This window comes from Pseudomonas sp. Sample_23 (assembly GCF_004307595.1).
Lineage (GTDB): Bacteria > Pseudomonadota > Gammaproteobacteria > Pseudomonadales > Pseudomonadaceae > Aquipseudomonas > Aquipseudomonas atacamensis.
In genome coordinates this window covers 1-12128 of record NZ_RCNX01000073.1, presented here as the reverse complement: position 1 = coordinate 12128, position 12128 = coordinate 1, and the positions used below count along the sequence as shown (strand labels likewise).

The 12128-nt window shown below is 50.1% G+C and carries 10 protein-coding genes; 5 read left to right on the top strand and 5 right to left on the bottom strand.

Features of this window, described 5'->3' with window-relative positions; all coding sequences use genetic code 11:
• Window positions 1–171: 171 nt before the first annotated feature.
• Together D8U82_RS19100 and rimJ are read right to left on the bottom strand one after the other, a co-directional pair.
• Complete coding sequence (locus D8U82_RS19100; protein ID WP_130902747.1) at window positions 172–2091, bottom strand: methyl-accepting chemotaxis protein; 1920 nt, start codon at window positions 2089–2091, stop codon at window positions 172–174.
• 147 nt (window positions 2092–2238) lie between these two features.
• Window positions 2239–2826 (bottom strand): ribosomal protein S5-alanine N-acetyltransferase, encoded by a 588-nt coding sequence (gene rimJ / locus D8U82_RS19095; protein WP_122508189.1) that lies wholly within the window; start codon window positions 2824–2826, stop codon window positions 2239–2241.
• A 706-nt stretch (window positions 2827–3532) separates the two neighbouring features.
• Here rimJ and D8U82_RS19090 point away from each other — a divergent pair.
• The 5 genes from D8U82_RS19090 to drt3b all read left to right on the top strand — a co-directional run bounded on the left by D8U82_RS19090 (window position 3533) and on the right by drt3b (window position 9962).
• Window positions 3533–4612 (top strand): Shedu immune nuclease family protein, encoded by a 1080-nt coding sequence (locus D8U82_RS19090; protein ID WP_177434148.1) that lies wholly within the window; start codon window positions 3533–3535, stop codon window positions 4610–4612.
• A gap of 1119 nt (window positions 4613–5731) precedes the next feature.
• Window positions 5732–6349: a hypothetical protein gene (locus D8U82_RS19085; RefSeq protein ID WP_130902745.1), complete on the top strand. Its 618-nt coding sequence runs from the start codon at window positions 5732–5734 to the stop codon at window positions 6347–6349.
• 65 nt (window positions 6350–6414) lie between these two features.
• Window positions 6415–6630: a hypothetical protein gene (locus D8U82_RS19080; RefSeq protein ID WP_130902744.1), complete on the top strand. Its 216-nt coding sequence runs from the start codon at window positions 6415–6417 to the stop codon at window positions 6628–6630.
• Window positions 6631–6717: 87 nt separating this feature from the next.
• Window positions 6718–7992: an antiviral reverse transcriptase Drt3a gene (drt3a, locus tag D8U82_RS19075; protein WP_177434147.1), complete on the top strand. Its 1275-nt coding sequence runs from the start codon at window positions 6718–6720 to the stop codon at window positions 7990–7992.
• Entirely contained in the window at window positions 7989–9962 is a 1974-nt protein-coding gene (gene drt3b, locus D8U82_RS19070; RefSeq protein WP_206663335.1) for an antiviral reverse transcriptase Drt3b, read from the top strand. Before drt3a ends, drt3b begins: the two co-directional genes overlap by 4 nt.
• Before the next feature lie 453 nt (window positions 9963–10415).
• Here drt3b and D8U82_RS19065 read toward each other — a convergent pair whose 3' ends face one another.
• The 3 genes from D8U82_RS19065 to D8U82_RS19055 all read right to left on the bottom strand — a co-directional run bounded on the left by D8U82_RS19065 (window position 10416) and on the right by D8U82_RS19055 (window position 11946).
• Window positions 10416–10781 (bottom strand): histone-like nucleoid-structuring protein, MvaT/MvaU family, encoded by a 366-nt coding sequence (locus D8U82_RS19065; protein ID WP_130902741.1) that lies wholly within the window; start codon window positions 10779–10781, stop codon window positions 10416–10418.
• A gap of 69 nt (window positions 10782–10850) precedes the next feature.
• Complete coding sequence (locus D8U82_RS19060; protein WP_130902740.1) at window positions 10851–11039, bottom strand: hypothetical protein; 189 nt, start codon at window positions 11037–11039, stop codon at window positions 10851–10853.
• Entirely contained in the window at window positions 11002–11946 is a 945-nt protein-coding gene (locus D8U82_RS19055; protein ID WP_083354185.1) for a chromosome segregation protein SMC, read from the bottom strand. The genes D8U82_RS19060 and D8U82_RS19055 overlap by 38 nt, the downstream gene beginning before the upstream one ends.
• Window positions 11947–12128: the final 182 nt, after the last annotated feature.

The window sequence follows — 12128 nt, the reverse complement described above, 5'->3', positions numbered from 1 at the left end:
TGCTCGCGAATGCGGAGTGTCAGGCAACATGGATTTGATTGACCCACCGCCATCGCGGGCAAGCCCGCTCCCGCAGTTATCGAGATGAACACATCAACAGTGCTCGACCACGAAAACCTGTGGGAGCGGGCTTGCCCGCGATTCGGTTTCAGCCTCAGCGCAAAACCAACATCAAACGCGGAAGTGGCTGACCATCTGCTGCAACTGACCACCCAACCGCGCCAGTTCAACACTCGACGCTGCCGTCTCATCACTCGCCGCTGCGGTCTGTTCGGACACGTCGCGGACGTTGATGATGCTGCGGCTGATCTCTTCAGCCACGGCGCTTTGCTGTTCGGCAGCGGCGGCGATCTGCTGGTTCATCGACTGGATGTTCGACACCGTGCGGGTGATGTTTTCCAGCGAGGCGCCGGCCTTGCGCGTCAGGGCGACGCTGCTGTCGGTCAGCGCGCGGCTGTTGTTCATCACTGCCGAAACCTGCTGGGTGCCGTTCTGCAGACCGGCGACCAGACCTTCGATTTCCTCGGTGGATTTCTGCGTGCGTTGAGCCAAACCGCGCACCTCATCGGCCACCACGGCAAACCCACGCCCGGCTTCACCGGCACGCGCTGCTTCGATCGCGGCGTTGAGTGCGAGCAGGTTGGTCTGTTCGGCGACAGCCTTGATCACGTCCATGACGCTACCAATCTTGTCGCTTTCCTGTTGCAGCACGCTCATCGCTTCGGTCGAGCGCACCACTTCGCTGGCCAGACGCTCGATCTGCGCGATGGCCTCATTCACAACCTTGTCGCCTTCACGGGCTTCGCCATCCGCCGCAGCGGCAGCTTGCGACGCTTCCTCAGCATTGCGCGCAACTTCCTGCACCGTGGCAGTCATTTCGTGCATGGCAGTGGCGACCTGATCGGTCTCGACTTTCTGGCTGTTCACACCGGCGCTGGTCTGCTCGGTCACGGCCGACAACTCTTCAGCGGCGCTGGCGATCTGAGTGACGCCGTCGCGGATGCCACTGATCAAATCACGCAGGGTCACGCCCATGCGCGCAATGCCTTGCTGCAACACGCCGAGTTCATCGCGACGGGTAACGGTGACATTCTGGGTCAGGTCGCCGCTGGCGATGCGCTCGACCACGGCCAGGGTTTCCTGCAACGGACGGGTGATCTGACGGGTGATGATCACTGCTGCAATCACGCCAACCAGCAGCGCCAGCAACGTGCTGATCAACTGGAAGGTGCGCGCCTGGGCGCTTTCAGCATCACGGCGATCGAGCTGAATCTGGTACAGCTGCTCGCTCAGGGCGACGATGGTCGTGCCCTGATCGGTCATTTCCTTCCGCGCCTGCACGGCATCGGTGTTGGCGTTCTTGTACGCCATCAACGCACTGCGATAGCTGGTCAGCGCGGTTTCCAATTGGCGCAGGGCATCCTGCTGAGTCGCGGCAAATTTCGCGTTCAGCGGCTTGAGGCTGGCAATGGCCGCGTCGATCTGGCCGACGGCTTTCTGCTCGGTCTCGGCGTTGCTGGTCGCGGTGTAACCACGCACTTCATAGCGCGCGAGGATGAACGCTTCCTTGGCGGCAGTAACCGCCTGGAACTGCTCGAAACGCTGATCGCTCAACTCCATCTGCTGCACGCGCTGGCTGATCGATTCGATCAGGTTGTAGGCGTTCTGGGCGTTGGCGCTCATGGTGTCGCGCGCGCTGTTGCCGGTTCGATAGGCGTTGCGCATTTTGTTCAGCGAGGTCTGGTATTCAGCGATGGTCGCGGCTTGCTGCTTGAGCAGTTTGACGTTCTCCGGACTCTTGAATTTGCTGATCAGCGCCTGCTGCTGAGCAGCGAAACTTTCCAGGGTGGTCTGCACATTCTGCGCGGCGGTTTCGTCGCCGTTGGTCAGCATGTATTGCAGGCGCACCACGCGCAATTTGGTCAGGCCAGCGTTGAGCTGGGTGATGTCGCTCATCCAGTTGCTGCGGTCGATCAGGCCGCCGAGGCTGGTCCAGCCGGTCAGCGCCAGAACGCAGGTCAGGGCCAGCACCAGGCCGAAGCCCAGGCCGAGTTTCATGTTCACGCTGATGTTACCGAACCAGCTATTCATGCAAATCCTCCAGAAACGTTGGGTTTCTTGGTCGTCAGTTAAGCTGGAAGATTGTTGTTCTTTTGAGCCAGCAGGGGTGTTAGCAGGTCTGTATCGGCCGCAAACCCGAGAGCTGAAAGGATTTTTGTCTGACAGGTTTCGCGCAACTCAACCCAGGCGCCGCGACCACCGCTGATCCGGCGCCTCGAACCCCGGATTGACCAGCGCCGTCAGCACATGATCCTGCCAACGCCCGGCGATATTCAGATATGCCTTCGCATAGCCCTCGCGCTCGAAACCCAAACGCTCAAGCAAACGCGCACTGCGCTCATTGCCCGGAATGTAATTGGCCATGATCCGATGCAGATTCTGCACATCGAACATATAACCAATCCCCGCCTCCAGCCCCTCCTGCATCAAACCCTGCCCCTGATGCGCCTCATCGATGTGATAACCCAGATAACACGCCTGAAACGCCCCACGAATAATCCCGCTGAAATTGCACGCACCGATCATCTGCTGACCGTCCGGCGAGAGCAGCGCGAAATGCATGGCTAACCCGGCTTCGAAAGCGCTGGCCTGGATCTCGAGGCGACGGCGGATGTTGGCGGTGGAGAAGTAGTCGGTGGTGCGGATGGGTGACCACGGGGCCAGGTGGCGGAGGTTGCGCTGGTAGAACGCGCTTTCGAGCTCGGCCTGATCGGGGGAGAGGATGGCAAGGGTCAGGCGCGGGCAGGGCAGGGATAACAGCGGCATCGAGCGCTCCTTGGCGAGGGATCTGCTGGCAGAGTCGCGCATATGCTGGGGAGCGGCAAGATATGGAGAAGCCGAGGCGAAAAAAAGCCCGCTAGGAGCGCGGGCGAACCGTAGTTTCTTGAATGAGCGGGGGGATTTTATCGGTTCGCGGGACGGAGTGCGGTGAAGAAAAATTCATCGTGCTGGGCGGTGGGCTCGACGTGTTTGTTGACGGGAATATACCAATCACCAGATGCGACGAAGCCCGCATTGGGCGGGCTCTGTCGTTGAGGGTCGATGGGCCTCGAACCGTTGGTTCGGACTCGTAACTGAAGGCCGTCGCCGCCGGTCAATATGTATTCCGAAATTTATCAGTCAGTGGGCTTGGAATACGCCTTGGAATACATTTCAAAATGGATCTGCATGAAGCGCTGTGGAGCCCAATAGCCCTGAGACCCCCGTATTTACTGGATTTCAGGCGCAAAAAAAGACGTCCGTGGACGTCTTTAGATGATGAAGTGGTGGGCCGGGGTCGTTTGAACCGGACTTGCAATGTGCCGTATCCATTGGGTTTTGTTCGGGTGCTGATTTTTTGGGATACAGAATGGGATACACGCCTGTATTTGCTTAGCTGATCCTTGATCAGTGATCGTGCAATATCGCCTGCGGTTGCGCATCATCGGTGAGCTGTCGCTTGGCCCACACCATGGAGAAGGAGCCTCTACGTATGAAGATAACGGATATTGTCCACAACTACCCTGATGGCTCGCGCTTGGCTCGAGGTTTATGTCGGGTTAGATCATTCGTGAACGAGTCAGGAATAGTGGTTCTGCTTACTGACTTGGGCGATAAAAATGATGGCCAGTCAGTCACTAATGCCGTCGAGCGCATTATCAAGTCGCTTCAGGCGCTAGGTGTCGTCATGGGGCCTGCGACATATTTGGAACACTACGAGCGGGAAGACCCTCGGGGCGACACCTTCGACATTGTCACCGTGAAGTCTCCTGGGGGGACGCATTGGGAAACAATTAGTCGTGAGGAGGCATGTCGATTGATGGGGTGTCCATCAGTGGAGTTGGATGAACGGAGTTGGGAAAACGGTCGCATCGTTGCGGAAGCGGATCGGCTACGTTTTTCCAGAAACCCATTTGTCGACTCTCCCTATCGAGGGAGCAATGCGGTAATAAAGCGTCGCTTGGAAATCGAGAATGGAATGATTTCTAGGGCGGAAGTTGAGGCATTGATCTGTGCAGGTGCTGGCGAACGAGATCTCCAATTTCTCTTGAAAAGGGATCTCTCAATTTTTGCAGAGACCTACGCTCAGCCTGATGATGAATACATTTGTTTTTCCGAGTTTCCTTTGGCAGACGGTTACGTTGACTTCGTGGTGCTGACCGGGCGATCGCGTATGGACGTAATTCTGATCGAGGTAAAGGGAGCTGACTTCAACTTGCTGAATTCGGACCATTACAAGGAGTTCAATCACAAGATCCATCAGGCAGCAGGCCAATTGAGGAACCGCTTAGGCCACATCTATCGAGAACTCTCAACCTTCAGAGATCACGTCCATTCAGCCAGGGTACGAGCTGAGCGAGGAGACCTAATTCACAACGCTTTCGTAGGGCCACACGAGGGACTCGAGGTCGACCCTCAGAAGGACATCAACATTCGTACGGTACTCATAGGGGGACGGACGGTTGATGATCGTGCGGAAAGTGCTAAAAGGCACGACTACGAACACCACTTCACCCCACCAATTAGGGTCGAGTCCTGGGACACCTGGATACGTAGGCTTCAACGTTCTTAAGCGCTTGGCTTAGACCGACCGGGTTCCAAAAGTGCGCTGGGGACCCTGAGCATTTTCGAGTGGTACGGGGTCGGAAACCCGCAGGACTGAGTTAGTGGAAGGATTTCAAAGTTACTGAAATTTCAGCCATTGAAATCGAAAGAATTCTGCTGAAAAAAGGCCATCGTTACCGCAGCGGTAACGATGGCCTTTAGTGTTGATGATTATGGACACCTTGGGCCGTCAACCAAGTCAACCTGTCAACCAATGTACAAAAATCAGCCACTGCCAAGATCACGCGGATTTTATGCCCCGTGTCATTCGGAAACGCGCAGGGTCCCCGGCGACCTCCCATTATCTGTGCAGCTGCACTGGTGAACTGGGTGTTCACCCGGTTCACCAGTTCACTAAGCTGGGCACCTGTCCGCTAACAAAGCCCCGCGGGTTTCCGACCCCGTATGGTTTCAATTGCCTCAGGGGCCCCAGTTGCCTGCAGATCTTCGGCGCTGGAGGAAATCATCCTTAGGGGTAGGGGGATTGTAAGTAGCGCTGAAAGGCGTGTAACAGGTGTTACGGGTGTATCAAGTCGATGTAACTACTTGATTTTAATGGATAATATACGTGCTACACCTGTTTAGAGGATTTCATGTATGGGGTGTAACGGGAGCAAAACGTGTAACGCCTTTCATTTCTCTGGAGCTCGGCATTACTGGATTCCGCAGCGTGCCGCGATTGGTATGAGGTAATGTGGATATAGAAACTCGCCTATTAATCTCACTCGCCAGTTTGTGAATCGAACCTTTTGTTCGCTAGCTGGATGGTTCCTAGTCCGGCAGAGGACATTCACCGCCAGCTTGGCCGCGCTAGAAACGAACCGCTAGCCGATCCTGCTAGACCTATCGACCACCCGGGGTCGCCTTTTGGTCAGAACGAAATCCTCCTTGCCTGCCGTAAACGCATTCGCCCTAATTTTTCTAGAGAAAATCACCGCGTTGTGGTTCCTTGTATTAGAAAGAAAGCGCGTTGGGACCTGATACGGAGAGTGGGCGTCGTTTGGAAGGGCTGGAGGTATGGATGCATGAGCTGTAGTAGTCGCTTTATACAAATCGAAGGACTACCCTCAATTAAATAGAGGTGTTCATGGAAGCGGGGAACGTTTCAGCAATTATTTCAGCCACAGCAGGCATCTGCGGTGTTTTGCTTGGGAATTCATTCGTTCTTATAAAAGAGTGGTGGATCAAGCGTAAGTCCGTTAACCAAGCTACAGCATACCTAGCGATTATTTGTGCTTCCCATCTAGATCGATTTGCAAGCGAATGCTTCAATGTTTGTGTTGACGATGGTACCTCGCATGGCCAACCCGCAGGAAAAGATGGGCATTATGAAGCTACCACTTCGGTTCCTAGCTTTCAGCCATTAGATCTTGATGTGGACTGGCGTTTGATTCCTAAAGATTTGATGTACCTAATTTTAAGAATTCCTGATCAACAGGAAAAGATTCACGGAAAACTGCGAGTTATTCAAGACTTCGATTACGATCCGCCGGATCACCCAGAATACTTCTGGACCAGGCAGCGTGGGTATGCGGTATTGGGTTTACAAGTATCGGATATAGCGAACAAGCTTCGTTTACATGCTGGGCTACCCATTGAAAAATCTTTAGTAGGAGAGTGGGATCGGAATAAGAGCATGATTGAGGTTGTCGCCCATCTGGACGAACTGAAACGTAAAAGTTTGCTGCGTGAAACTCGTAACTGAAATCAGGTAAGCTCACAGAAGGGGGGGCAATCCGCCAACCCTTAAAAGGACAGGGAGCAAGACATATGAGCAGCACCGATGCAGTGGACTACCTCATACGCGTGGTAAAAGAAAATTCGCGAGGTTGTGCGGCGCAACTCGCAGCTCTAGAAGCGCTGGGCGAAGCCGGTGGAGACGCGGCCATTGATTGCCTGATCGCATATGCCAACGATGCAAGTGGTGGAAGCGCTGGGCATTTGTCATCTTTGAGAGCGATGGGCAGAGCCGCTCGTCAAAAATAACTTACGGCATACAGCTAGCGCCACATGTACTGTGGCCTCCAATGCCCCTAATCACTTTTTTCGATTGTGGCGACAAGGATGGTAGAGATGAATGAGCAGCCCTATACCCCTACCAACTTACGTCGCCGCATAAACTTCTCAGACAAGTGTAAAAATGCAGCATTGCATGATTCCGCTGAACGAAAAAAAATCGGTGAGGCTTCGTCTCTTCGTCTCATTAACGGTTTAGCTTTTTCTTCCGGACTGCAAGTTTTCTGTTTGGGGAAAAAATCAGGCTACGGCTTCGGTGACCTCTGCGATACTATTATCGCTAGGCAATTGGCAAAAAACATCCAAACCGCTTATCCGGCAACTCAATCGCATAGACAGTTCCTGGTAAGTAATGGCATTTCGATAATGAAAGAGTGTCTGGCATTTAATGTGTTTAGATATGATATTCAAAATTTTTATGAAAGCATTGATCGCAAGTTGTTGCTGGAGCACTTGATTGCCGATGGAGTATGTTCGTGGCAAACGATACTCTTGATAAAAAGATTATTCCTAATACTTGATATTTATGACGTGCCTGGCTTGCCCCGCGGGCTCTCTATAAGTGGTGCTTTGGCAGAGTTCAGATTACTAAAATTTGACCAACAAATGCGTCATAACAATGACGTCTTTTTCTTCGCTCGATTCGTCGATGATATTCTAATAATAACTTCGGAAAGGTGTGCGCAACAGCAATTTGACAACCTTGTAGCGGAAGCTTTGCCTGAGGAGCTCTGCTTGCATGACGGGGAAAAAAGGACTTTTTTACCTGTGCCCGCGATTTATAAAAAATTAAGTAGAAACCCGGCTGTGCAAAGTTATTATACTCTTTGCTATCTGGGATATAAAATAAGAATATCTAATAATACCACCCACGATAAAACGTTAGGCGTGCTTCGCCGTACTGTATTGGTCGATATATCCGATAACAAAATTAAAAAACTCAAGGTTCGATTAATAAGTTCTTTTGCTAATTATATTTCAAGCTCAAAGACGTCTATTGATTTTAGACTTCTGAAAAATCGTTTGCGCGCAATTACTGGCAATTATGAAATACGAGACCCTGGTACCAAAATAACGATAAAAACAGGCATATATTATAGCTACATTCACAAGAACTCATTCGATGAGTGTGCGCTTCTAAATTTGGATAATTTCTTGAGGGGGTTGATGTTTTCGGGTGAGCACTCATTGTCGCAGCGGATAATGAGCGCACTAACACTAAGTCAGAGAAGGGAGCTGATTGGTTACAGTTTTAGTTTGGGGTTTCATAAGAAAAGATTTCATTCATTTTCATATAAAAGCTTCGAGATCATTAAAAGGGTATGGTTATGACTAGCGGGCGGCAAACCCAAAGGGTTCGTAAGCAAGATTATCGTCGTATCCTTCTAACTGAGACATGCCCGTACGAAACCCCCGTAATATTTGATAATTTTGGACTATATAAACAGATTCAACAGCTTATAAAGCGGCATGAGGATATTCGAAAGCTATTAACCCCCCTTCTCATGGATGATAAGGAGCTGAAATTTTCCATACCTTATATTTTCAATATCCGAAAAGATGTTGACTCGCCTAGAACATTGTCCCTTTTGCATCCTCGCTCTCAGATTCACTTTGTTGAGCTTTATCAGAGTTTTGATGATCAGATTTTATTGTGTTGCAAAAAAAGCAAGTTCAGTTTGAGGGCGCCTCAGAAGGTTACCAGTAAATACTATATTAAAAATCCACAGGAGAATATAAAAAAGTATCGCTCTAGTAACGCGGCTTCGGTTAAATACGAAATCAACGATAGACACCTCACAACTTATTTCGCTTACGGTGAAACCACGCGGCTTCATAAGTTTTTCGAGTCTTTTGATTACCTAAGGCTGGAAAAGCAATATTCGCAGTTTTGTTCGATGGACGTCTCTAAATGTTTCGATAGTATCTACACTCATTCGATTGCATGGGCGATTAAAACAAAAGAATATACTAAGCGACATATTAATATTGATGGGGTATTCGGTGATATTTTTGATCAGGTCATGCGATGCTCTAATTATAACGAAACTGCAGGAATACCGATTGGTCCCGAAGTTAGTAGGATATTTGCAGAGATAATATTTCAAGAAATTGATGAGCGAATCGAAAAAAGACTTCAAGCGTCCGGGGTGAAGGTGGACGTAGACTACTCCATGCGACGCTATGTAGATGATTTTTTTATTTTTACCAATTCGGATTTGATATTGAATCAAGTCATGCAGGTAGTAGAAGCTGAGTGTAAAGCTTATAAGCTCAACATTAATGAAGCTAAGTCAATAAGGGCGGAGCGTCCCTTTATTACTTCCAAAACCAAATCGCTAAGGGCTGTCCAGCGCAGATTAGTAAATCTGAGGGAGTCACTTTTTTTGGGAGAAAACTATGGATCTCCAAGGGAATTGTCTAACCAGAAAATACTAACACTGCATTTTATTGATGATATCAAGGCCGCCTGCAGCGGCGATTCGGGCGCCTATCAATTGGTAAGTTCTTATGTGGTTGGTTGGTTAAGCAATCGTATAATTAGTGCGACGGAAGAAAATATTAATCGTATCGTTGGTATGGAAAATCACCTGACTGGTTTTTCGCATTTTTTTAACTTTGCTATCCGAACTATTTTTCATTTTTATAGTATAAATCCTAGTCATACGTCATCCGTTAAGCTATGCATTGCTGTAAAGCTGGCTTGTACGTTTTATGAGAAGCACATGCCTGCCGATTTGGATAGTATCAAAACGACGGTATATAATTTGTGTAAGGAGTTTTTTTATAGTAGTGGTTATTTGGGCATGTTATCAAAAAGTGCTAATGTCAGTCTTCTTGAAGCAATGAATATCTTGGCGCTTTGCAAAGAATTAGGACCACGATATCTTCTGCCTAAAGAAGCTTTGCAGGGTGTTGCTCGAACTGATAGTGTTGAACCTCTTAATTATTTTGAGATTGTGACGCTTCTTTATTATATTGGGGATGAGCCGCTATATAGAGAGGCTCGCACAAAAGTGACTTCAAGCATACAGTATCATTTGAATCGTCTAGATGATGTGCGGATTAACTCACACAAGTTTCATTTGTTGATGGATGTTTTAACCTGTCCATATGTTGATCGAGAATTTCGTTCTTCGACTGCTTCTCGGTTGTCCGAATCAGTCACTGGGGCGAAACCTGGCAAGGTGAAACTCAAAGCTCTGATGGAGTTCTTTGATAACAATGTTTGGTTTGTTAATTGGCACAGCTTTGATTTGCTAACTGTGTTGGAGAAAAAAGAATTGCTAAGCGGCTATTGATTCGTTAGCCTACTCTCTGGGAAATACGGTGGGCTTTACACCGCAAGGTGGCAACCTGAGAGTCTGATGCTCGCATCTGATACATTAGGTCTCGTTAGCTTTCACTGGAACGGCGGGCAACCGCACACACTACACCCACCGTGTTTCTCAATCTCAGTTTTGTCCTGTCCTCTTATATCAATTCAGCATTTCAATCGATTCTCCTCTGGATTTGGGTAGTAAGAGTCGAGCTGAGTAATTAGAAATTTATGAGATATATTGATCGGACCTTTGGAGCATCGCTCCAAACGTTCCTCACTCATAGCTCTTGTAAGGATGGAACTCGGTTGTTATTCAAGGCCCCCAATGGGTGATAATTTTCATGCGTCATGCTGGAAGCTCAGAAATAACCAATATCTTCAGCAGATATCAATTCAAAAAGAGGGCCCGTCTGGGCCCTTTTTCAGTTTGTTTTTACTTCTTCAACCATCCCTCGACGACATCTGCGCCGTATTCTGATTTCCATTCCTTTAAAGCTTTGTGGTTCCCGCCTTTGGTTTCGATCATTTTACCGGTATTCGGGTTTTTGTAGACCTTCAGTTCGCGTGGTTTGCGTGTGCTGATGGTCGGGGCTGCGGCTTGACGCCGCGTAGTGTTTTGCGGTTCTAGAATGTTGATGATGTGCTTTAGACTGAAACCATAGTGTTCGAGCAGCTTGCGCAGCTTGGTTTCGAACTCGATTTCTTTCTTCAGTCCATCATCACCTTTCAGTGCTTCCAGTGCCTGGAGCTGCTCAGCGAGGTGTTTTTCCAACTGACGGTATTCTGCGAGTTTGGACATCGTCTTTTCCTTGTTCGGAGTGGTCGTGCTTACTTATTAAGATAAAACGGGCAGGTTATAAGTTCAGCGCTATTTCCGGCGATTCAGTTGGCTGTCAATGTGCGCCATTTCCGATTTAATCGCGCTGATGGTCAGCATTTGTATAGGGCTAGCTTTTCCCGGCCCTGCGTTGATGGTTTTCAGCAGGGCATTGAGATGGGCCTTCCGAGTTTTGAGCGTGTCAGACCAACTGGCGCTGTTCTGTATCGGCTTGTTCATTACGTTCATCCTTGCGTCGTTCTGGATTGTTCATATCTTCGAGGTACTGCGGTACTGTCAGGCTGTCGAGCTGGATTAAGTCCCGCGCGCGATATTGGCGCGAACGAGCTGATAGCTCTTCCCACGTCCAATTCCCAAAGTTCTCACCTTGCTCCGGAACGGCAAGCTTCATAAGTCCAATCTGGTCACGGTCAAGCAGGTTGTAATTGGCCCACAATTTTCCGCCCACCTCGAACAACGCTTTTGCGGCCTCGTTCCACTTCTCTTCGAGTACCGTTTGCGATAGCAGCAGGGCGGTGCGCTCTATCCCCTTATGCTTTACCTGTGCTTCTGCGATGTATTTATCTACGGTGACCAGCTCCTGCTCTAAAGCCTTCATGATCAGGTGTTGGCGACGATTGTGTTCGGTGGCCACCGTGAGGTTCTTCGCCGCCTTCTGCGCATCAGTGTTGGCGGTCTTCTCGCCTTCGGTATCACCCCAGGCGACTGCCTGCGCGTAAGCCGTGGCAGCGTCCGTCTCGGCCTGACGAGCTCTCGCCATGTCCTCTTCCGCCTGCTGCTGAATCTGCTCCAAACGGTTGCTGAGGCTTTGGCGCTTCTCCCTCAACTCCTGTTCATCAGCGGTCCAGTTATCCATCGCTTCGATGTATCCCGCCATCAGGGAATCGCAGTAGGCAAGGTTCTCGCGGCGACTGATCTTCCTGTCCAAAAGGTCGGCGTTGTTTTTGCGCGAATCGAAACTCCGTTTCAGCTCGTTGTACCTGTTGCGGAGTTCGCGCTCCTGAGTCGGCTCGATGGTTTCCTCGCCTTCCAGCACAGCCTCAAGAGGCAGTAGTTCGGCATGCAGTTGGTCGGCCTCGCTCAACAGATGGTCGCGACGGTCTTTCAGGTTTTGAATCTCGTTCATGTGGTTGGTCTCTGTTCAATTCGATTGTGGGTTTGCTGAGTGGCTGGCGAGGCCGGGATTTAGCCGGCGCTACCTCGATCAGCAGAGATGCCCTCAGGCAGCCCGAGCCTCGCTCTCATCCATTCCCGGAATCGTCTTCACGATGTAGCAACGTTGCGTACCGAGGCCTGGTAACCGGATCA